General features: G+C 72.9%; 18 protein-coding genes and 3 pseudogenes. 11 read left to right on the forward strand and 10 right to left on the reverse strand.

What is annotated here, in order from left to right:
- The first annotated feature begins 58 nt into the window (after positions 1–58).
- The 8 genes from AC3ET3_RS14665 to AC3ET3_RS14700 all read left to right on the forward strand — a co-directional run bounded on the left by AC3ET3_RS14665 (position 59) and on the right by AC3ET3_RS14700 (position 11052).
- Positions 59–1714 carry a hypothetical protein gene (locus AC3ET3_RS14665; protein WP_432156427.1) on the forward strand — a complete coding sequence of 552 codons (1656 nt, stop codon included), beginning with the start codon at positions 59–61 and terminating at the stop codon, positions 1712–1714.
- Between the two features lie 340 nt (positions 1715–2054).
- Positions 2055–2897 (forward strand): nitrilase-related carbon-nitrogen hydrolase, encoded by an 843-nt coding sequence (locus AC3ET3_RS14670; RefSeq protein WP_435612274.1) that lies wholly within the window; start codon positions 2055–2057, stop codon positions 2895–2897.
- Positions 2894–4192 (forward strand): aspartate aminotransferase family protein, encoded by a 1299-nt coding sequence (locus tag AC3ET3_RS14675; RefSeq protein ID WP_432133803.1) that lies wholly within the window; start codon positions 2894–2896, stop codon positions 4190–4192. Before AC3ET3_RS14670 ends, AC3ET3_RS14675 begins: the two co-directional genes overlap by 4 nt.
- A 16-nt stretch (positions 4193–4208) precedes the next feature.
- The gene (locus AC3ET3_RS14680) at positions 4209–5792 is read left to right on the forward strand and encodes a PucR family transcriptional regulator (RefSeq protein ID WP_432133804.1); all 1584 of its coding nucleotides are present in this window, start codon (positions 4209–4211) and stop codon (positions 5790–5792) included.
- A 179-nt stretch (positions 5793–5971) separates the two neighbouring features.
- Entirely contained in the window at positions 5972–6814 is an 843-nt protein-coding gene (locus tag AC3ET3_RS14685) for a nitrilase-related carbon-nitrogen hydrolase (RefSeq protein WP_432133805.1), read from the forward strand.
- Between the two features lie 94 nt (positions 6815–6908).
- Positions 6909–8309 (forward strand): dihydropyrimidinase, encoded by a 1401-nt coding sequence (gene hydA / locus AC3ET3_RS14690; protein WP_432133806.1) that lies wholly within the window; start codon positions 6909–6911, stop codon positions 8307–8309.
- An 11-nt stretch (positions 8310–8320) separates the two neighbouring features.
- Positions 8321–9343: a TIGR03842 family LLM class F420-dependent oxidoreductase gene (locus AC3ET3_RS14695; RefSeq protein ID WP_432133807.1), complete on the forward strand. Its 1023-nt coding sequence runs from the start codon at positions 8321–8323 to the stop codon at positions 9341–9343.
- Positions 9344–9516: 173 nt separating this feature from the next.
- Positions 9517–11052 (forward strand): NCS1 family nucleobase:cation symporter-1, encoded by a 1536-nt coding sequence (locus AC3ET3_RS14700; protein WP_435612275.1) that lies wholly within the window; start codon positions 9517–9519, stop codon positions 11050–11052.
- 112 nt (positions 11053–11164) lie between these two features.
- Here AC3ET3_RS14700 and AC3ET3_RS14705 read toward each other — a convergent pair whose 3' ends face one another.
- Entirely contained in the window at positions 11165–11875 is a 711-nt protein-coding gene (locus AC3ET3_RS14705) for a hypothetical protein (RefSeq protein WP_432133809.1), read from the reverse strand.
- A 275-nt stretch (positions 11876–12150) separates the two neighbouring features.
- Here AC3ET3_RS14705 and AC3ET3_RS14710 point away from each other — a divergent pair, with 275 nt between their 5' ends.
- Positions 12151–12489, forward strand: a complete 339-nt coding sequence (locus AC3ET3_RS14710) for a hypothetical protein (protein ID WP_435612276.1) — start codon at positions 12151–12153, stop codon at positions 12487–12489.
- Between the two features lie 7 nt (positions 12490–12496).
- Positions 12497–13093, forward strand: a complete 597-nt coding sequence (locus tag AC3ET3_RS14715) for a hypothetical protein (RefSeq protein WP_435612295.1) — start codon at positions 12497–12499, stop codon at positions 13091–13093.
- Here AC3ET3_RS14715 and AC3ET3_RS14720 read toward each other — a convergent pair.
- The 5 genes and pseudogenes from AC3ET3_RS14720 to AC3ET3_RS14740 all read right to left on the reverse strand — a co-directional run.
- Positions 13075–13386 (reverse strand): annotated as a pseudogene (locus AC3ET3_RS14720) (hemerythrin domain-containing protein); the annotation flags it as partial. The gene AC3ET3_RS14715 and the pseudogene AC3ET3_RS14720 sit on opposite strands and share 19 nt — an antisense overlap.
- A gap of 53 nt (positions 13387–13439) precedes the next feature.
- A complete protein-coding gene (locus tag AC3ET3_RS14725) occupies positions 13440–13793 on the reverse strand; it encodes a hypothetical protein (protein WP_432133811.1) in 354 nt (117 codons plus the stop codon).
- Positions 13794–14045: 252 nt separating this feature from the next.
- Positions 14046–15008, reverse strand: coding sequence for a hypothetical protein (locus AC3ET3_RS14730; RefSeq protein ID WP_435612277.1), 963 nt, complete (start codon positions 15006–15008; stop codon positions 14046–14048).
- Positions 15009–15507: 499 nt separating this feature from the next.
- Positions 15508–16233 (reverse strand): CBS domain-containing protein, encoded by a 726-nt coding sequence (locus tag AC3ET3_RS14735; protein WP_432156425.1) that lies wholly within the window; start codon positions 16231–16233, stop codon positions 15508–15510.
- Entirely contained in the window at positions 16127–16786 is a 660-nt protein-coding gene (locus AC3ET3_RS14740; protein WP_432156424.1) for a CNNM domain-containing protein, read from the reverse strand. The genes AC3ET3_RS14735 and AC3ET3_RS14740 overlap by 107 nt, the downstream gene beginning before the upstream one ends.
- A 418-nt stretch (positions 16787–17204) precedes the next feature.
- Between AC3ET3_RS14740 and AC3ET3_RS14745 the strand changes: the two genes are divergently transcribed.
- Positions 17205–17387, forward strand: a complete 183-nt coding sequence (locus AC3ET3_RS14745) for a hypothetical protein (protein ID WP_435612278.1) — start codon at positions 17205–17207, stop codon at positions 17385–17387.
- Between the two features lie 86 nt (positions 17388–17473).
- On the opposite strand, the gene AC3ET3_RS14750 is transcribed toward AC3ET3_RS14745, so the two are convergent.
- From AC3ET3_RS14750 to AC3ET3_RS14765, 4 genes and pseudogenes are all read right to left on the reverse strand, one after another.
- Complete coding sequence (locus AC3ET3_RS14750) at positions 17474–17911, reverse strand: cation transporting ATPase C-terminal domain-containing protein (RefSeq protein ID WP_435612279.1); 438 nt, start codon at positions 17909–17911, stop codon at positions 17474–17476.
- 68 nt (positions 17912–17979) lie between these two features.
- Positions 17980–19056, reverse strand: a pseudogene (locus tag AC3ET3_RS14755) (HAD-IC family P-type ATPase); the annotation flags it as partial.
- Positions 18941–19828, reverse strand: a complete 888-nt coding sequence (locus AC3ET3_RS14760; protein ID WP_432133950.1) for a universal stress protein — start codon at positions 19826–19828, stop codon at positions 18941–18943. The pseudogene AC3ET3_RS14755 and the gene AC3ET3_RS14760, both read right to left, overlap by 116 nt.
- 478 nt (positions 19829–20306) lie before the next feature.
- Positions 20307–20483: pseudogene (locus AC3ET3_RS14765) on the reverse strand (IS1380 family transposase); the annotation flags it as partial.
- Positions 20484–20595: the final 112 nt, after the last annotated feature.

The following is a 20595-nucleotide window of genomic DNA, read 5'->3' on the forward strand; positions in this document are numbered from 1 at the left end:
GTAACACGGCTGGTGTTCGCTACGGAGTCGGATGATCCGGTCGGGTGGGGGTCGAGCGATGAGTGTGGATCAGCTCCCGGGAGCCGTGCGGGAGTTCGCGGACTACCTGGAGGGGCTGCTCGCGCGCCTCGATCAGCACACCGGCTGGGCGGCGGTGTTCTGGCAGCGGGACCCCGACGGCATGCGGGCCTGCCTCGACGGGCGTGAGGTGCCGCCCTGGGACGTGGTCCAGGCGCTGCTGCAGGACCTCGCGGCCGGACACGGCACCGGGGCCGCCGAGCGAGAGGCCGAACGCGCCCGCCCGCTGCACGCGCACGCGCTGGCCGCGTACGACGGCCGGCCCGGCGGCCGGGACGCCCTCGGCGACCGGCTCGACGTCATGCTCCGTGAGCAGCGCTACGCCGCCGAACGCCAGGCCGCACTCGGCCGCCTCCTCGCCGCCGCGACCACCCGCGAGGAGTCCGAGGCCCTGCGCCTCGACCTCGCCTGGGCCCACGACGACCATGAACGGGCGACGGCCCGCTGCGCCGAACTCCGCCACCGGATCGAACGGCTGGAGCGGACCGGTGCGCAGGCGCGAACGCCGTCAGGAGGCGCTGCCGGGCCCCCGGTCCCCGGCCGGGCGGAGCCCCGCGGCGCCGATGCCCCGGCTGCCGACCGTCCCGGCTTCCGGACGTCCGACCGGGACGGCCGCACGGGCGGGGGTGTCGCCGGGGACGCCGGGCCCGCGGAGGCGGGGTGGTCGGGGGGCGGCCCGGGCCCCGGTGCCGGTTCCGGTGGTGCCGGCGACGCGGCGGCCGGTGAGGGGGCGGGTCCCGGGCCGTCGGGCGGTGCCGGGGCGGACCGGGGCGGCGCCGGATCCCCTCACGACGCGGCGTACGCCCGGGGCACGGCACCGGCCCCCGCCGAAGCTTCGGGTGCCGGGTCCGGCGCCACCGCCCTTACGGAGCCCGTGGTGCCCGCGGAGCCCGCGGTGCCCGCCCGCGCCGCCAAGCAGCGCAAGCGCCGTCGCGGCGGTGCCCGGTTCGCCGGTGCGGCCGACGACGGCGCCGCGGCGGTCGCCGTACCCGCGGAGCCCGGTGCGCCCGGTCCCGGCTCCGGCCGCACCCCGCGCGGCGCGCGGTTCGCCGGGGCCGCCGAGGACGGGGGAGCGGACCCCGGGGACACGGCCGAGCCGGTGGACGCGAGGGCGCAGGGGGAGGCCGTCGAGGCGGTGCGGCGGCTGGTGCGGCTGCGCGCCGAGGGCCGCAGCGGTGAGGCGCACGCCCTGCTGGCCGAGCTGGCGTACTGGCCCGCGCCCCGCGTCCCGCTGCTCGCCGCCGAGCTGCGGCGCGCCGGGCTGGGCGCCGACTGGGCGACCCTGCTGTGGGAGGCCGCCTCGCTGCCCGCCGACCGGCTGGTCGCCGCCTCCGACGCGCTCGTCGGGGCCGGCCGCGCCGCCGACGGGGAACAGATCCTGCGGCAGGGCGTCGCCCGGCCCGCCGCCGAGATAGGGGAGGCCGTACGGGACCTGGCCGGGCAGGGCCGCCGCCGTGAGGTGCGGGCGCTGCTCGACGCCTACGTCCGGGTCCGCACCCCCGAGGAGGCCGCGCGCAGCGCCGCCCCCGATCCGCGCACCCTGGTCCCGCTGCTGCTGGAGGCCGCCCGGGCCGTGTCGGACGAGCGGCACTGGGACCTGGTCCACGCGCTCCGGGTGGCCGGCTTCACCGCCTGACCGCCTGACCGCCTGACCGCCTGACCGCCTGACCGCCTGACCGCCTGACCGCCTGACCGCCTGACCGCCTGACCGCCTGACCGCCTGACCGCCTGACCGCCTGACCGCCCGACCGCCCGACCGCCCGACCGCCCGACCGGCGAGCCGGCCGCGTCGTCGCCGCAGGTCGCGCCGGTACGCCGGATGGCTCGCGACTCACCCACCGGAGTGCGAAACACGATCGACTCCGTGCGTTGACGACGATGGTCTTGGCAAGCCTCTCCCGGAGGCTTACGTTCGTCCCTCTACGGCCCGTTTCTACGGGCGTAGAGGCTCTGACGTCCTGTCGAAGGAGCAGCTCATGGCCAACGTCGTACGCGCCGCCCTGGTCCAGGCCACCTGGACCGGCGACACCGGGTCCATGGTGGCGAAACACGTGGAGCACGCCCACGAGGCCGCCCGCCGGGGCGCCAAGGTCATCGGCTTCCAGGAAGTCTTCAACGCGCCCTACTTCTGCCAGGTCCAGGAGCCGGAGCACTACGGCTGGGCCGAGCCGATTCCCGACGGGCCGACCGTACACCGTATGCAGGACCTGGCGCGCGAGACCGGCATGGTGATCGTCGTTCCGGTGTTCGAGGTCGAGCAGTCCGGCTTCTACTACAACACCGCCGCCGTGATCGACGCCGACGGCACCTACCTCGGCAAGTACCGCAAGCACCACATCCCGCAGGTCAGCGGCTTCTGGGAGAAGTACTACTTCCGGCCGGGCAACCTCGGCTGGCCGGTCTTCGACACGGCCGTCGGCAAGGTCGGCGTCTACATCTGCTACGACCGCCACTTCCCGGAGGGCTGGCGGCAACTCGGCCTCAACGGCGCCCAGCTGGTGTACAACCCGTCGGCCACCCACCGCGGCCTGTCCTCCCACCTGTGGCGGCTGGAGCAGCCGGCGGCGGCCGTCGCCAACGAGTACTTCGTCGCCGCGATCAACCGCGTCGGACAGGAGATCTACGGCGACAACGACTTCTACGGCACCAGTTACTTCGTGGACCCGCGCGGGCAGTTCGTCGGGGACGTGGCCAGCGACACCAAGGAGGAACTCGTGGTCCGGGACCTCGACTTCGGCCTCATCGAGGAGGTCCGGCAGCAGTGGGCCTTCTACCGCGACCGGCGCCCCGACGCCTACGAGGGGCTGGTGCGGCCGTGAGCGACCTGTACGCCCGCCACCGGGCCGTCCTGCCGGACTGGCTCGCCCTCTACTACCGGGACCCGCTGGAGATCACCCACGGCGAGGGCCGCCACGTCTGGGACGCCGACGGCAACCGGTACCTGGACTTCTTCGGCGGCATCCTCACCACGATGACCGCGCACGCCCTGCCCGAGGTGACCAAGGCGGTGAGCGAGCAGGCCGGGCGGATCATCCACTCGTCCACCCTGTACCTGAACCGGCCCATGGTCGAACTCGCCGAGCGCATCGCCCAGTTGAGCGGCATCCCGGACGCGCGGGTGTTCTTCACCACCTCCGGCACCGAGGCCAACGACACCGCCCTGCTGCTGGCCACCGCCTACCGCCGCAGCAACACCGTCCTGGCGATGCGCAACAGCTACCACGGCCGCTCCTTCAGCGCGGTCGGCATCACCGGCAACCGCGGCTGGTCGCCCACCTCGCTGTCGCCGCTGCAGACGCTCTACGTCCACGGCGGCGTACGCACCCGCGGCCCGTACGCGCACCTGGACGACACCGGCTTCGTCGCGGCCTGCGTCGAGGACCTGACAGACCTGCTCGGGCACACCCGGGCGCCCGCCGCGCTGATCGCCGAGCCGATCCAGGGCGTCGGCGGCTTCACCTCACCGCCCGACGGACTGTACGCGGCATTCCGTGAGGTGCTGCACGCCCACGGAATCCTGTGGATCGCCGACGAGGTGCAGACCGGCTGGGGCCGCACCGGCGACCACTTCTGGGGCTGGCAGGCCCACGACCGCAGCGGCCCGCCCGACATCGTCACCTTCGCCAAGGGCATCGGCAACGGCACGTCCGTCGGCGGGGTCGTCGCCCGCGCCGAGATCATGAACTGTCTGGACGCCAACTCGATCTCCACCTTCGGCGGAACCCAGGTCACCATGGCGGCGGCGCTCGCGAACCTGACCTACCTGCTGGAGCACGACCTCCAGGGCAACGCCCGGCGCGTCGGCGGACTGCTCATCGAGCGGCTGCGGGCGGTGGCCGCCCAGGACCCGGGCGTCAAGGAGGTGCGCGGACGCGGACTGATGATCGGCGTCGAGCTGGTCCGGCCGGGCACCGACCGCGCCGACCCCGACCGGGCCGCCGCCGTGCTGGAGGCGGCCCGTGCCGGCGGACTGCTCATCGGCAAGGGCGGCGGACACAGCACCAGCGCCCTGCGCGTCGCCCCGCCGCTGTCCCTGACCGTCGCGGAGGCCGAGGAGGGCGCCGCGATCCTCGAACGCGCCCTGCGCGGCACCCGTCAGCGCCCGAGCGGCTGAGCGAGGGAAGACCGCCATGACCACCACCGCCGAACCCCGGGGGCCGGCCCAGCCCCCGGAGCCCGCCCTGTCGGTCCGCCAGGTGCTCTCCCTGGAACGGGTCCTCGCCGGCGAGCCCGAGGTGGTGGCCGGCGCCGCCCAGCTGGACCGGCCGGTGCGCTGGGTGCACGTCGCCGAGGCCGCCGACGTCGGCGTGATGCTCACCGGCGGCGAGATGGTACTCACCACGGGCGTGCTGCTGGCCGGTGACGACGCCCTGCAGGCCGAGTACATCCGGTCCCTGCACCGCGCCGAGGCGGCGGCCGTCGTACTCGGCCTCGGACGCGCCTTCCCCGCCCCGCCGGAGGTGATGCGGCGCGCCGCCGAGCGGTGTGGGCTGCCCCTCGTCGTGCTGCACCGCCCGTTCCCCTTCGCCGAACTGACCGAGGAGGTCCAATCCCGGCTGGTGCGGCGCAAGTTCGCAGCCGTCAGCCTCTCGGAGTCGGTCCGCACCGCCCTGACCGCGCTCATCACGGCCGGCGCCCCCCTGCAGAGCCTGCTCGACGAGGTCGCCCGGCACAGCGGGTGCCCCGTCGTCGTGACCAACCTCGCCCACCGCGTGCTCGCCACGGCGGGGGAGCGGCCCGCGGTCGACGACGTGCTGCGCGACTGGGAGCGCATCGCCCGCCAGGCGGGCGGCGGCGCCGGCGACGGCTGGGTCCGCGCCGAGCTCGGCGGGCGCGGCGAACGCTGGGGCGAGGTCATGCTCTGCGGCTACCGCGGCGACAGCGCGGGCGGCCGGCTGCTCGCCGACCGGGCCGCCGAAGCACTCGTCCTGCACCGCATGCTGGGCGGTGGCTCCGCCTGCTCCTGGGAGGAGCAGTCCGCGCAGGGCCTGCTCACCGACCTGGTCTCCGGGGTCGTACCGGCCCGCCGGCTGCTGGCCCGCGCCCGAGCCGCCGGGCTGCCCGTCAACCGCCGCACGTTCGTCCCGCTGGTCGTCCCCGACGGCGACCCGGGCCGGCTCGACCGCGTGCTGCGCCTGCTGGGGATGTCCGGCCTGGTCGCCGAACTCGCCCCCGGCACCACCGCGATCCTGCTCAGCCTCGCCCGCGACCAGGACGCCGACGCGCTCACCTCCCACTTCGCGGCCAGGCTGCGCACCGAGTCGGGCACCGCCGGCACCGTGGTCGCGGCGGCCGGTGCCCGCCCCGCCTGGGACGACGTCCCGGCCGGGCTGCGCGAGGCCCGCCACGTCGCGGACGCGGTCGCCGACTCCGCCGCCGCCCTCGACCTGCCGCCCGTGGTCCGCCTCAGGGACGTCCATCTGCGCGGGCTGGTCCGCCTGCTGCGCGACGACCCGCACGTGCAGTCCTTCGCCGAGCGGGAGCTGGACGGGCTGCTGGGCGCCGCCGACGACGACCTGCTCGGCGTGTTGCGCACCTACCTCGCCACCGGCCGGAACAAGTCCCGCACCGCCCAGCTCCACCACGTGTCCCGGCCCGCCCTCTACCGCCGCCTGGAGGCCATACAGGCCCGGCTCGGCGTCGACCTCGACGACTTCGAGCAGGCGGCCTCGGTCCACATCGCGCTCCTCGCGCACGACGCGCAGCAGGCCTGAGCCAGGCCCGCGCAACAGCTCCGAAACACGCGACCACCTGGAAAAACGGCGGTGATACATGGGCCCGGGCCAGGGTGACAGCGTGACACGCCGCACGCCCGTGGACGTGACACGCTGCAACTCGAAGCGACTCCGCCCGCTCTCTAGCCTTCTCGCACACCGAGCGACCGGAGGTCCCGATGAGCAGAGTGATCCGCGCCGCCGTCTTCCAGACCGCGTGGACCGGCGACAAGGAGTCGATGATCGAGGCGCACGAGCGGGCGGTGCGCGACGCGGCCGCCCAGGGCGCCGAGATCCTGTGCTTCCAGGAGCTGTTCTACGGACCCTACTTCTGCCAGGTCCAGGACCCGGCCTTCTACGCGTACGCCGAGCGGATCCCCGACGGCCCGATCGTCCGCCGCTTCCAGGCCCTCGCCCGCGAACACGGCATCGTCCTGGTGCTGCCGATGTACGAGGAGGAGCAGCCGGGCGTCCTCTACAACACCGCCGCCGTGATCGACGCGGACGGCACCTACCTCGGCAAGTACCGCAAGACGCACATCCCGCAGGTCCGCGGCTTCTGGGAGAAGTTCTACTTCCGCCCCGGCAACAGCGGCTGGCCGGTCTTCGACACGGCCGTCGGCAAGGTCGGCGTCTACATCTGCTACGACCGCCACTTCCCCGAGGGCTGGCGCGCGCTCGGCCTGGCCGGCGCCGAGATCGTCTTCAACCCGTCGGCCACCTCCCGCGGCCTGTCCCGCTACCTCTGGCAGCTGGAGCAGCCGGCGGCGGCCGTCGCCAACGAGTACTTCGTCGGCGCGATCAACCGGGTCGGCGTCGAGGACCTGGGCGACAACGACTTCTACGGCACGAGCTACTTCGTCGACCCGGAGGCCCAGTTCGTGGGGGAGCCGGCGAGCGACAAGGAACCCGAACTCGTCGTCCGCGACCTGGACCTGGCCAAGCTGCGCGAGGTCCGAGACCGCTGGCAGTTCTACCGCGACCGCGCGCCGGGCGCGTACACCCCGCTGACCGCCCCCTGACGGGGCGGGCCCGCCCCGCGCCCCCGCAACCGGCGCGGGGCACGGCGCGACCAGCCACCGACCACCGGCAGACCCACACCGCGAGGAGCGACCGATGCCCCGTACAGTGATCCGCGGCGGCCTAGTCATCACCGCATCCGACGAGATCCACGCCGACGTCCTGATCGAGGACGGCCGCATCGCCGCCCTCGCCGCCACCGGCACCCCGGCCGCCGAGGCGTGGACGGACGCCCGGGTCATCGATGCCACCGGGAAGTACGTCATCCCGGGCGGGGTCGACGCCCACACCCACATGGAGCTGCCGTTCGGTGGCACCTTCGCCTCCGACACCTTCGAGACCGGCACCCGCGCCGCCGCCTGGGGCGGCACCACCACGATCGTCGACTTCGCCGTGCAGAGCGTCGGCCGCACCCTGCGCGACGGCCTGGACACCTGGCACGCCAAGGCCGAGGGCACCTGCGCGATCGACTACGCCTTCCACATGATCGTTTCCGATGTGAACCAGGAGACGCTCAAGGAGATGGACCTCCTGGTCGAGGAGGGCGTGACCAGTTTCAAGCAGTTCATGGCGTACCCGGGTGTGTTCTACTCCGACGACGGCCAGATCCTGCGCGCCATGCAGCGCTCCGCCGACAACGGCGGGCTGATCATGATGCACGCCGAGAACGGCATCGCCATCGACGTCCTGGTCGAACAGGCCCTCGCCCGCGGTGAGACCGACCCCCGCTACCACGGCGAGGTCCGCAAGGCCCTGCTGGAGGCCGAGGCCACCCACCGTGCCATCCGGCTCGCCCAGGTCGCCGGGGCGCCCCTGTACGTCGTGCACGTCTCGGCGACGGAGGCGGTGGCCGAACTGGCCCGGGCGCGCGACGACGGCCTCAACGTGTTCGGCGAGACCTGCCCGCAGTACCTCTTCCTGTCGACCGACAACCTCGCCGAACCCGGCTTCGAGGGCGCCAAGTACGTCTGCTCCACCCCCCTGCGCCCCAGGGAGCACCAGGCCCGGCTCTGGCAGGGCCTGCGCACCAACGACCTGCAGGTGGTCTCCACCGACCACTGCCCCTTCTGCTTCGTGGGCCAGAAGGAGCTGGGCCGGGGCGACTTCTCCAAGATCCCCAACGGGCTGCCGGGCGTGGAGAACCGCATGGACCTGCTCCACCAGGCCGTCCTCGACGGGCACATCTCCCGACGCCGCTGGATCGAGATCGCCTGCGCCACCCCGGCCCGGATGTTCGGCCTCTACCCGAAGAAGGGCACCATCGCCCCGGGCGCCGACGCCGACATCGTCCTCTACGACCCGCACGCGGCACAGGTCCTCTCCGCCGCCACCCACCACATGAACGTCGACTACTCGGCGTATGAGGGCAAGCGGATCACCGGCCGCGTCGAGACCGTCCTCTCACGCGGCGAACCCGTCATCACCGAGCGGGAGTACACCGGACGCCCGGGCCACGGCGTCTACACCCCGCGCTCCACCTGCCAGTACCTGAACTAGGAGTGCCGCCCATGGACTTCGGACTAGTCCTGCAGACCGACCCGCCGGCCTCCAGGGTCGTCGACCTGATGAAGCGCGCCGAACACAACGGCTTCACCCACGGCTGGACCTTCGACTCCGCCGTGCTCTGGCAGGAACCCTTCGTCATCTACAGCCAGATCCTGGCCCACACGACCACGCTGAAGGTCGGCACGATGGTCACCAACCCGGGCACCCGCACCTGGGAGGTCACCGCCTCCACCTTCGCCACCCTCAACGACATGTTCGGCAACCGCACCGTCTGCGGCATCGGCCGCGGCGACTCCGCGATGCGCGTCGCCGGCCGCAGCCCCAACACCCTCGCCCGCATCAGCGCCGCCATGAAGGCCATCCGCGCCCTCGGCCGGGGCGAGGAGGCCGACCTCGGCGGCGGCACCGTCGTACGGTTCCCGTGGATCGCGCCCGGCGCCGAACTCCCCGTCTGGATGGCCGCGTACGGGCCGAAGGCGCTCAGGATGGCCGGCGAGGAGGCCGACGGGTTCATCCTCCAGCTCGCCGACCTGTACCTCACCGAGTACATGGTCAAGGCCGTGAAGGACGCGGCGGCCGCGGCCGGCCGCGACCCGTCCGAGGTGACGGTCTGCGTCGCCGCACCGGCCTACGTCACCGAGGACGACTCGCCCGAGGCGCTCGCCCACGCGCGCGAGCAGTGCCGGTGGTTCGGCGGCATGGTCGGCAACCACGTGGCCGACCTGGTGGCGAAGTACGGCGAGCACTCCGCCGCCGTACCGGACGCCCTCACCGACTACATCAAGGCGCGCGAGGGATACGACTACTCCCACCACGGACGCGCCGACAACCCCGACACCCGGTTCGTGCCCGATGAGATCGTCGACCGGTTCTGCGTCATCGGCCCCGTGGAGCGGCACATCGAGAAGCTGAACGCGCTGCGCGAGCTGGGCGTCGACCAGTTCGCCGTCTACGACATGCACGACGCGCAGGAGGCGGTCATCGACGCCTACGGCTCGCGGGTGATCCCGGCGGTCAACTCCTGACCTCCACGGGCCTGTCGGCCCCTGCTCACCCCTTTCCTTGTTGGTCTCCCCCTTCCCGCCGTCCCGGGGAGGGGGCCCAGGGCGCTTCCCCACAGGCGCACCCCCGCAGCCAGAGACACCCGGCGCCGCCCGCACGGCCACTCCCCGCCCCGTCTCACCTGATTGGCCCGCCCATGACCGACACCGCCCCCACGGCCGCACCCGCGGCCGCCCAGGTCACCCGCGCCGACGGCCGGGTGGAGATCGCCCCCGACGCCCCCCGCCCCAGCGGTCCCTACGCCAACGAGGACCTGCTCCCGGTCCCCGTCGCCGAGCGCACCTGGACCACCTACAACTTCTCCGCGCTGTGGGTCGGCATGGCCCACAACACGGCCACCTGGACCCTCGCCTCCGGACTGATAACCGTCGGCATGGACTGGAAGCAGGCGGTGTTCACCATCGCCCTGGCCAACGTGATCGTCCTGGTCCCGATGCTGCTGACCGGGCACGCGGGACCGAAGTACGGCATCCCCTTCCCGGTGTTCGCCCGCGCCTCCTTCGGCGTCCGGGGCGCCAACCTCCCCGCCGTCGTCAGGGCGTTGGTCGCCTGCGGCTGGTTCGGCATCCAGACCTGGATCGGCGGCGAGGCGATCTACTTCCTCGCCGGGAAGCTGATCGGCGACGGCTGGAGCGACGCCGCCGTGGTCGGCGGTCACGCCTGGACGATGTGGCTGTCGTTCGCCCTGTTCTGGGCGCTTCAGGTGGCCATCATCCTGCGGGGGATGGAGACCCTGCGCCGCTTCGAGAACTGGGCCGCGCCGTTCGTACTGGTCGGCGCGTTCGTGATGCTGTGGTGGATGAGCGACAGGGCGGGCGGCTTCGGCCCGCTGCTCGACCAGCCGTCCCGGCTCGGCTGGGGCGCCGACTTCTGGAAGCTGTTCTGGCCCTCCCTCATGGGCGTGATCGGCTTCTGGTCGACGCTGTCGCTGAACATCCCCGACTTCACCCGCTACGGCCGCAGCCAGAAGGCGCAGACCTGGGGACAGGCGCTCGGGCTGCCGACCACGATGACGCTGTTCGCCTTCCTGTCGGTGATGGTCACCTCCGGCTCGCAGGCCGTCTACGGCGAGCCGATCTGGGACCCGGTGCAGCTGGCCGCCAAGACCGACAACGTGGTCGGGCTGCTGTTCGCGCTGGTGACCGTGCTGGTGGCGACGCTGTCCGTGAACATCGCGGCGAACCTGGTGTCACCGGCCTTCGACTTCTCCAACGTCGCGCCGCGCAGGATCGGTTTCCGCGCCGGGGCCCTCATCACCTGTGCGCTCGGCGTGGTGATCTTCCCGTGGAAGCTGTACGCCGACCCGCAGGGCTATATCTTCACCTGGCTCGGCCTGGTCGGCGGTCTCCTGGGTACCGTCGCCGGGATCCTGATCGCCGACTACTGGGTCCTGCGCCGGGCCCGGCTGGACCTGGTCGACCTGTACCGTACGGGCGGCCGCTACTGGTACGCCGGCGGCTGGAACTGGCGGGCCGTCGCCGCCTTCCTGGCCGGCGGTGTGCTGGCGATCGGCGGCGCGAACTTCCGGCCGCTGGTCGACGGACGGCCCATCCCGGCGCTGGAGCCGCTCGCCGACTACGGCTGGGCGGTGGGTCTGGGCACCTCCATGGTGCTGTACCTGACGCTGACCCTCGCCACGGGACGGGACAGGGGCCCCGCAGTGACGCAGTGACGCAGTGACGTAGTGACGCCGTGAGGTGGACGGGTGCGGGGCCGGGTCGCCGTCAGGGCGGAACTCCGGCCTCGCGGCCCCGGCCTCGCCGCGCGGTCCGGGGCGGCCACGCTCAGCTCTTGCTCGGGCTCGCGCCGGGGCTCGCGCCGGCAGCCGTGCTCTTCCCGCCGCCCCGCAGCGCGGCCACCGCGTCCTTCGCGGCCTTGATGGCGCCCTTGTTGATCTCGTCCGTGCCCGGCGCCTTCTTCGACTCGAAGTCACTGCCGTTGTAGGTGACGACCACCAGCGCGTTGGCCGCACGGACGAACACCACGCCCTCGCGCGTCTGTTGCTTGTCCTCGGTGGTCAGGTTCACCACCGAGTACGCCTCGTCACCGAGTCCCGGCACGGCCCCGCCGCCGCTCTTCTTCGTGATCCGGTCCTGGTACGACGTCCGGGCCGCCTCGTCGGACTCCATGATCTCGAAGGTGACGTCGAGCCAGCGGTAGTCGTACCCCTTGAGTGCGTTCCACGAACAGGTGCGGCGCAGCTGGGAGTCGGTGGACCGGATCTCCTTGCCCGCCGTCTTGGCGCCGGGCACCAGCGAGCCGACCGTCTTCGCGGTCACACTGCCGCACGGAGCGGGCGCCGCCTCGTGGGTCATCGCCTTCGTCGACGCCGACGGGGCGGGAAGCGCGTCGGACGGGGTCTGCCGGGCGTCCTTGACCGCGGTGTCCTCGGTGGCGGCGAGCGGGCCGGAGGACAGCGCCCAGCCGATGCAGGCGATCACGGCGACCGGGGACAGCCGCGCGGTCAGAACGACGGGCAGAGGAAGAGAACGCACGGCGCACTTCTTTGTGGGGGAGGGTGCGGAGCAGTCCGCACTGCGGACACGGGACGCCAGTGTCACACGGCTGTGTGTGGTGCGGAAGTGTCAACTCGCTCCGTGCCCGCGTGGTCACAGTCTCTCCGGCGCCATGGGGTGTATGTCCTTATTTGTCTCCAGGGGTGCCCCCGATGCCCACGGTGCGCAGGGACACGGCGTGCGGCAGGCATACGACGGGGGCTTGTCAGGAACCCGCTACGGGACGGGGACGCCGGGACGGGAGGAGGGAGCGGATGCGCCTCTACCGCAGCCGCCCCACGGAGCCCGGGTACCGCCGATTGCCGCACGGGCGGGGCTTCCGGTACCTCGACAGCCGCAGGAACCCGCTGCGCGACCCGGCGGAACTGGCCCGCGTCCGGGGGCTGGTCATCCCGCCGGCCTGGCGCGAGGTGTGGATCTGTGCCCGCGCCCACGGCCATCTGCAGGCCGTGGGCACCGACGCGGCCGGGCGGCGGCAGTACTTGTACCACCCGAGGTTCCGCGCCGAGCAGGAACGGGCCAAGCACGAGCGTGCTCGACGTCGCCGAGCGGCTGCCCGCGCTGCGGGAGACCGTCGAAGGTCACCTGAGTGACCGGGGGGTGACCCGGCGCCGGGTACTGGCGACCGCCGTACGCCTGCTCGACCTGGGGTTCTTCCGCATCGGCAGCGACCGGTACACGGAGTTGAACCACAGCTACGGCCTGACCACCCTGCTGCGCGAGCACTCCCGCTGCCGGGCCGGCGCGGTGCTGTTCACCTACACCGGCAAGCACGGCAAGGAGATCGTCCAGACGGTCGCGGACCCCGCCGCCTGCCGCAGTCTCACCGCGCTGATGCGGCGCCGGGGCGGCGGCGACCGGCTGCTGGCCTACTGGGAGCGGCCCGCCTGGCGCGAGGTGAACGGCGACGACGTCAACACCTACCTCAAGGAGGCGGCCGGCCTGGAGATCACGGCGAAGGACTTCCGCACCTGGCACGCCACCGTCATGGCCGCAGTCGCACTGTTGGCCGCCTCGTTGTTCACCCACCGGTGCGGGCGCGTGGGTGCGTACACCTGCGCCAGCTTCACCTCGGCGCCCAGCATCCGCAGGCGCCCCGCGCCCACGGCGCGGCGCAGTGCCGCGAACTCCTCGCGCTCCTCACGTGCGGCGTGGGCGAGTACGGCCCGGCGGGCCGCGTTCAACTGCCGCAGGTAGCCCTTGCCGTACGGTCCGGTGCGCCACAGCCTCACCAGCAGCTTCTTGGCCTGCTTCTCCTCCTCGCGCCGCCGAGCGGCGACGGCCCGCCCGGCGCGCAGCGCGCGGCGGGCCACCGGGTGCACGTGGGCCTCCTCCGCCGCCTCGTGCACGGCGAGCAGACGCATCAGCTGGTCGAACGCCCGCCGACGCGTCGGCCCGGGTACGGCGGCCTTGTAGAAGCCGCGCCGGATCTGGGCGTGCTGGCGGGTCAGGATGTCGGCGGCGTCATCGCGCATCAGGGCCAAAGCCATGATCGATCCTTCTTGGTGGTCCAAACCCGCCGGGTACCCGGAGCGTCCGCCCCTCACGCGGCGGCGGCATAGGCCGCGTCGATGGCGATGTCGGCGCGCGCGTGGATCACCAGCCGGGGGCGGCCGTCCTCGGCGCTCGCCTCCAGGAGCCGGCGAGCCGGGGCGCTGTGCGTGGCGACGGACATCAGGACGCCGAGGCTTCCGCAGGCGCGGTGGGCCCGCAGCACGGCGCCCACCGCCGCGCTCCCGGTGGCCGGCTCGTCCAGGACGATCACGACGGGCGACGGCCGGTGCGCCTCGACGAGGGCGCTGATATCGGCCGCGAGCAGGGCACGCTCGGCGGCGCCGGGGTCACGGTCCACGGTGATCACCAGGACACCGTGTTCCAGCGCGTGAGTGAGAGCCATGCCCGTGTCCCTCCTGACCTCGATGGTCCCGGTGGCCGGTGGCCGGTGGTCGACGTGTCGGGGAGGGAGTACCCCGCGGCGGCGCCGTCAAGCGTCAGGCGGCGGCGCGTCGATCTGCTCCGGGCGGTTCGTCCGAGCGGGTCGGCGGCAGCGACGACCTCTTCGCGCTCCCCGGCGACGCCGAGGGCGTCGACGGGCTGCCGGACGGTGTCCGCCTCCCGGTCGCCGGGCTCGCCGCGGCTCGGAGGCGGCTCAGCCGTCGTCGGGCGTCAGACGTGCGAGGTGGGTGGCCGTGACGCGGGCCCGGCGCCGGGCGTCCCGCAGGCCGCGCTCGGCCTCCCGGGCCCGCACGCGCGCCTCGCGTTCCGCGCCCTCGGCCTCCCGGACGTCGGCCTCGGCGCCGCGCAGCGCGTCGGCCAGCTCGCCGACCCGCCGGCGCAGGCGGGCGGCGCGGTCCGCCGCCTCCCCGGCCGCCCGCTCGGCTTGCTCGGCGTCCGCCTCCCGCCCGCGCAGGTCCTCGGCGGCCCGCTCCGCCGCTTCCCGGGCCTCGGCCGACTCCCGGCGGCGCCGTTCCTCGGTCCTCCGGCGTTTCCCGGCGGCCTTCCGCTCCGCGGCACTGGGTTCGGGTGGCCGGCGGTCCGGTGTCCTGCGCTCCGCCGCCTTCCCGCGCTCCCGGGAAACGGGCGGCACCAGCGTCAGGTGCGTCTGCGTCTGCGTCTGCGCCTGCGTCCGCGTGTCGCCGAGCCGGAAGCCGGGCGCGGCGCTGAGCGGCCTGGCCAGCCTGCCGGTGGCCCACTCGCGGGCCGCCTCGGGGTCGGCGAGCACGGCGCGCAGGGTCTGCTCGATCTCCTCCTGCACCGCACCGCCGACGCGGTGCCCGGCCGCCGCCGTGAGGCTGCCGGCCTGCCGTGTCAGGGCGGCGACCAGGGTGTGCTGCCGACGCGAGAGTTCGCGCAGCTGTGCGCCGTCCAGCTCTTCGTGCGCCCGGCGCAGCCCCTCGCCGAGCCGGACCAGCGGCTCCACCGCCTCAGGCTGCTCGCGTACGAGGAGATTGCTGGCCCAGGCGGCCAGGGTGGGGCGGCGCAGCGCCTTGATCCGGTCCGCGAGTTCCCGGTCACCCGCCGCGCGGGCGGCGGCCGCGTGCCGGTCGCGGACGACGGTGAACTCCTCCGGCCGCAGCCCGTACAGCTCATCGGCGACAGCATCGAGATCCACCGCTTCCACCCGCGCCCCTCCGAGAGAAAAGTTGATGTGCCGCTATATCGATGTATTGGTTCCCCTGGTGTGACCCGCTACGCGGTGTTCCACCGGAACTCCCCAGAGTCGCCCCTCAGTGATGAAGAGCTCCCCAGCCGCTCCCCAGGCGGAGCGGCCTCGCGATGGGCCCCAAGCCGCTCCTGAATGCGGTCCCACCCCTGCAACCACCGCGCTCGCGGACAGCGCCTGTGTGTAGACGGGGTCACCGTCGGCCACGCGGCAGGTGACGAAGGCCCGACAGGACGCGGTGGCCTGTTTCAATCTCGGTAGGGCTCATAGGCTGCTGACCGAAGTGCCTTGCAGCGTTGGCCGGCTATCGGCCGCTCTGGTGAACATGAGCGGATTGAGCTGTCCCGGGTTTCGTAGAGTCCGGGTTCTGCCCCGACGCCGGGAGCCACCCGCTTGGCGTGGGACGGGCGAGATTTTCCTGCGTTCGGTTGGCGAGTCCTGGCGCAGGTTACCGTGCCTGATGGGGTCTCAGGCGGACAGCGGTGACGGCATGGCGGTGGATGCCGGTGATCTCCAGCGTCCAGTTGGCGAGGCGGACGCTGTCGCCGGGGTGCTGCGGCAGGCGTCCGAGCCGGGCGAGGGCGAGGCCGGCGATGGTCGTGTACGGGCCGTGGGTGAGGTCGCCGAGGTCGACGCCGAGGTCGGGCAGGTCGTGGAGGGGGAAGCTGCCGGGCAGGAGCAGGGAGCCGTCGGGCTGGGTGTAGTCGGTTGTGGTGTGGTCGGTCTCGTCGTGGATCTCGCCGACGAGCTCTTCCAGGAGGTCCTCGATGGTGACGATGCCGTCGACGGAACCGTGTTCGTCGACGACGAGGGCGAACTGCTCGTGGGCGGCCATCAGGCGCCGCAGGGCTTCGGAGACCTTCATGAAGTCGGATAAGAAGAGTGCCGGCCGGGCGAGGGCGGTGACGGGGGCTGTGTCGTCGCCGGTGGTCAGGTCGCGCAGGTGAACGATGCCGAGGACGTCGTCGAAGTGGCCCGCTTGCAGGACGGGGGCACGGGAGTGTCCGGAGCGCGCCAGGGCCAGGCGGGCTTGGGCGGCGGGCATGTCGTCGGGCAGGGTGAACACGTCAGGGCGCGGAACGACAACGGTCCGCAGGGGGCGCTCGTGGATCTCCAGGGCGCTGGAGATGATGGTCCGCTGCTGTGTGGTCAGACCACGGTGGCTGATGACCATGTCCCGTAGCTCTTTCGGGGCTGGGCGGCTGCTGGGACGCGCGAGGGTTGCCGCCCAGGAGGCGGACGATCAGGTCGGTGGCCCGGCTGAGAGCCCATACGGCCGGGCGTGCCGCGGTGGCGAGGACGTCGAGGGGGGTGGCTGCCAGCAGGGCCCACCGTTGGGCGTACTGCATGGCCAGGCGCTTGGGCGCGAGTTCGCCGACCACCAGCGTGACGAAGGTCAGCGTCAGGGTCACCAGCGCAATGGCCAGCGGCTCGGCGGCTCTTCCGGCGAATCCCAGGGCGGGTACCAGAGGCTCGGCCAGAGAGACGGCGGCGGTGGCGGAGGCCAGGAAACCGGCCAGCGTGATGCCGATCTGGATGGTGGCCAGGAATCGGTTGGGTTCCTCGGTCAGACGCACCAGCCGGGCCGCGCGGGCTGCCCCGCGGCGCCGCAGGCGGCGCAGCTGGCTCTCCCGCAGGGAGATCAGCGCGATCTCGCTGCCCGCGAAGAGTGCGTTGAGCACGATCAGCGCGGCGATGAGCGCGAGGTCGAACCAGAACCCTTCCATGATGTCACCGTGCCACCCGCTCGGGCGCGCCGCCCTGAGGGCGGCAGGGGTGTGTCGCGGATGGTCAGGGCTTGCCGCTTCGGCGGGCCGCTCGGCGGCTGATATCGGCCCGTCCCGCGCGCCAGGCATGTTCGCTCAGCACCACGGTGGAGGCGGTGGCCACGCAAATGGCCCTTTGGGCGGGCTGAGGGGGACTGTGCCGAACACACCTCGGGCGAAGGGGGCTTGGACGGCGACGACCTGCAGCATGAGAACGGCGGCGAGACAGATCCACAAGGTGCGGTGGTGCAGCTGGTGCCGACCGAGAACGGGCCCTCCTGGCCATCGGTCTGTCCGTGAACCCGGGCACGTTGCTTCCGGTGCTGCCCGCCGCCCCGCTGTCGGCTCTGGTCACTGCCGTGACGAAAGTGGCCTCCGTATGCCGCGCGGCGGGACGGGACGGGACGGGACGGGGCGCCGGGGGCGGCTGCGGGCCGGGACCGCGCTCATCGCCCGGGGCGAGTTCTCCATCGTCATGGTCGGCCCGGTGGGAGTGCTTCAGGACCGGCTCGGCGCCCTCGTGGCCGGCTATTGCTGCTGCCGGCCGTGGCCGGACCTGTGATCACGCGTTTCGCCGGGGCACGCGCTGCGGGCACGACCCGGCGACCACGTCACGATGTGACGGCGCGCTGACCGGCCGGTGGACGGCTACAGGGGCCGGTGCCGCAGGTGCTTGTCCAGGGCGACGGCGAGGGCGGTGAGTGCGGCGATGCCGAGGATGCGCAGCCATGCCTGGCCAGTGATCGGAGCGGTGTGGAAGAGATGGTTCATGGCCGGTACGTAGGTCAGCGCCAACTGGCCGACCGCTTGGGCCAGGACCCCGCCGACGACCCACCGGTTGGACAGCAGGCCGATGCGCCACACAGAGCGGGTCAGAGAGCGGCAGCTGAAGAGGTAGAGCAGTTCGACCGCCACGAACAGGTTCACCGCAGCGGTGCGTGCCTCGGCCAGGCTCGCGCCCATCCTGCGCTCCCATTCGAACAGCCACCAGGAACCGGCCACCAGCAGGGCGGAGACCAGCAGGATCCGGGTGACGAGGGCGCCGGTGAGCAGCGGGCGGGCCGGGTCGCGGGGCGGCCGCCGCATGATGCCGGGGTCTTGTCCGAGCAGATCACCGTGGTGCTGCCGAGCGTCTCCACCGCGGGCAGGCGGCGGATCACCGCCCGGCGCCTGGCCATCCGGCCCACCCCGATGGCCAGCGTGATGGTGACCGCAGCCGGAAGCCCTTCGGGAATCGCGCCCACCGCCAGGGCGACCGCGGCGGTGAACGTCTGCACCGCACCCTGCCCGCGGACCAGGCCGATCGCGAAGGTCACCGCCGCCAGGGCAAGGATCACCACCGTCAGTACCTTGCTGAACGCGGCGAGCTTCGCTGTCAGCGGCGTGGCCAGCGTCTCCGCGGCCCCCACCAGACGATGGATCTCCCCCAGCTCGGTCTGCGCACCGGTTGCCACCGCGATGCCGGTGCCCCGGCCGGCCGCCACCAGCGTTCCGGAGTGGACCATGTTCCGCCGGTCGGCCACCGCCGTCCCCGCGTCCAGCACCACCTCGTCCTTGGCCACCGGAGCGGACTCCCCGGTCAGCGCCGACTCGTCGACCCGCAGCTCCGCGACCCGCACCAGCCGCACATCGGCCGGCACCTTGTCCCCGGCTTCCACCAGCACCAGATCACCCGGTACGAGATCCTCCGAGGGCACCGCCTGCTCACGCCCGCCGCGTACCACCCGGGCTGTGGTGCGTACCATCGACCGCAGGCTCTCCAGCGCCGCCTCGGCCTTCGACTCCTGCACGGAACCGACCAGCGCGTTGACCAGCACCACACCGAGAATCACCGCGGAATCCACGTACTCGCCCAATGCCGCGGTGATCGCACCTGCCGCGATGAGTACGTAGATCAGCGGATGGTGGAACTGACGCAGAACGCGCCAGAGAAGCCCACCGCCCGTGGCGGCGGGCAGCATGTTGGGCCCGAACCGCTGCAGGCGCCGTGCCGCCTCATCCGTACCCAGGCCACGATCGGCATCGGTCTCCAGGAGCAGGACGACCTCATGCGCGGCCAGCCCGTGATGCGCGTCGCGCACTGGGCGATCCCGGCGACCGGGCACCCCGTCGAAGTCAGCGACGCCCACCTGGACCCCGCACGACAGCGACCGGGCAGTGCGCGTGATGCAGGACCGCCTGGCTGACCGACCCCAGCAGCAGCCCTGCGAACCCGCCGCGCCCCCGGGCACCGACCACCAGCAGCTGCGCCGAACGGCTGGCCTCGATCAGTGCCTCACGGGTCCGGCCGTGCACCACCTGGTGCTCCACGGCCACCTCCGGATACCGCTCCCTGTGGCCGGCGAGCGCCTCCGCCAACAGCCGTTCCTCCTCCTGCCCAAGCTCGCCCGGCTGGTTCGCATACGGCGCCGCCGCGTCCTGCGGGGCGGGCAGCGGTGCGTTCCATGTGGTCCAGGCGTGCAGGGCCACAAGGCCGGCTCCACGCCAGGCCGCCTCGGCGAAGGCGAAGTCCACGGCCGGCTCACCCGCGGTGGAGCCGTCGACGCCCAGCACCACCGGCCCGGCGTCGTCACCCGTGTCTCGCACCACGAGCACCGGGCACGTGCCGTGCGCGGCCAGATGCACCGCTGTCGATCCCACCAGCAGCCCGACGAACCCGCCCATGCCCCGGGACCCGACGACCACGAGTTCCGCGGCGCGTGACTGTGCCTCCAGCACCGTCAAAGGCTCCCCTGTCACCACCGCGTGGGAGACATCCACCTCCGGTGCCGCCGACCTGGCACGCTCCACCGCCTCAGCCACCAGGTGCTCGACCATGTTCCGAACCCCGCCTTCAGGCGGCCCCAGCGGCGACGGCCCGAGCGGCACGTGCATCGCGGGCCACAAGAACGCGTGCACCACCCGCAGCCCCGCGCCACGCCATCGCGCCTCGCGCGCCGCCGTGTCCACCGCGGCAAGACTCGACGCGGACCCGTCCACGCCCACGACCACCAGACCGCTCATCATGACTCCCACGTTCGGACGTCCCAACGCCTCCCAGCATCAGCCTCACCCTCCCGAGCACCCCCCCTGGCAGGGCCGACCGTCTGCCGCGCGGGCCCGTTCGGCCCACACGGCGAACGACTCGACGCAGCCTCCTGGTGGACAGGCAGGTCGTCCCTGGGCACCACCCGTCCCCATGCCGCGGCCCGCACCGCCTTCGCTCGCAGCCTTGGACCACATCGCCCCGGCCTGCCCGGGTTTGAGACCGTGGCGTCCATGAGCGGCGGCATGCAGGGGCCCGCCGGCACGGCGGCGGACGGTCGCCCGGGCGGCGGCCGATGTCAAGGGCTCGGCGACGGGAGAGTCGGCGGGCGCGGTCGACGAGGTCCTGCTCGGGCTCGGGGACGGCGTGAACCGGGCGGAGCTCAAGGCCTACTGGGCGTATCAGCGGCTGCGGAACTTCGCCTGCCGGTGCCCGCCGCAGCGCGATCGGCCTGTCGGTGTTGGTCGCGAAACAGGTCAGCCGCATGCAGTCCGCGCCCGACAGTCGAAACTGGGCTCCGGGATGGAGCCGTTCCTTCCGGACGATCAGCCGCATCCCCTTCGGTCAGCCGTCCAGGACGTCGCCGGTGAGTTCGGCGCCCCAGGCCCCGTCCCGGATCTCGCTGTCCGCCTCGACCCGCCGGTGTCCAGGAAAAGGCCGACCATCATCCTCGACCACTACGCCCACTTCGTGCCGGAGGCGGGGAGGAGGGGCGCAGGGCGATCGATAGCCTTCTGGGGGAGCG

Source organism: Streptomyces sp. bgisy159, from assembly GCF_057707805.1.

Coding starts and splice junctions, on each gene's coding strand:
- AC3ET3_RS14750 (WP_435612279.1), bottom strand. CDS start 17,911: ATGCGGCGGCCGCCCCGCGACCCGGCCCGCCCGCTGCTCACCGGCGCC.
- AC3ET3_RS14695 (WP_432133807.1), top strand. CDS start 8,321: ATGGACTTCGGACTAGTCCTGCAGACCGACCCGCCGGCCTCCAGGGTC.
- AC3ET3_RS14685 (WP_432133805.1), top strand. CDS start 5,972: ATGAGCAGAGTGATCCGCGCCGCCGTCTTCCAGACCGCGTGGACCGGC.
- AC3ET3_RS14735 (WP_432156425.1), bottom strand. CDS start 16,233: ATGGTCATCAGCCACCGTGGTCTGACCACACAGCAGCGGACCATCATC.
- AC3ET3_RS14665 (WP_432156427.1), top strand. CDS start 59: ATGAGTGTGGATCAGCTCCCGGGAGCCGTGCGGGAGTTCGCGGACTAC.
- AC3ET3_RS14680 (WP_432133804.1), top strand. CDS start 4,209: ATGACCACCACCGCCGAACCCCGGGGGCCGGCCCAGCCCCCGGAGCCC.
- AC3ET3_RS14740 (WP_432156424.1), bottom strand. CDS start 16,786: ATGGAAGGGTTCTGGTTCGACCTCGCGCTCATCGCCGCGCTGATCGTG.
- hydA (WP_432133806.1), top strand. CDS start 6,909: ATGCCCCGTACAGTGATCCGCGGCGGCCTAGTCATCACCGCATCCGAC.
- AC3ET3_RS14670 (WP_435612274.1), top strand. CDS start 2,055: ATGGCCAACGTCGTACGCGCCGCCCTGGTCCAGGCCACCTGGACCGGC.
- AC3ET3_RS14725 (WP_432133811.1), bottom strand. CDS start 13,793: ATGGCTCTCACTCACGCGCTGGAACACGGTGTCCTGGTGATCACCGTG.
- AC3ET3_RS14710 (WP_435612276.1), top strand. CDS start 12,151: ATGCGCCTCTACCGCAGCCGCCCCACGGAGCCCGGGTACCGCCGATTG.
- AC3ET3_RS14700 (WP_435612275.1), top strand. CDS start 9,517: ATGACCGACACCGCCCCCACGGCCGCACCCGCGGCCGCCCAGGTCACC.
- AC3ET3_RS14760 (WP_432133950.1), bottom strand. CDS start 19,828: ATGAGCGGTCTGGTGGTCGTGGGCGTGGACGGGTCCGCGTCGAGTCTT.
- AC3ET3_RS14745 (WP_435612278.1), top strand. CDS start 17,205: ATGCCGCGCGGCGGGACGGGACGGGACGGGACGGGGCGCCGGGGGCGG.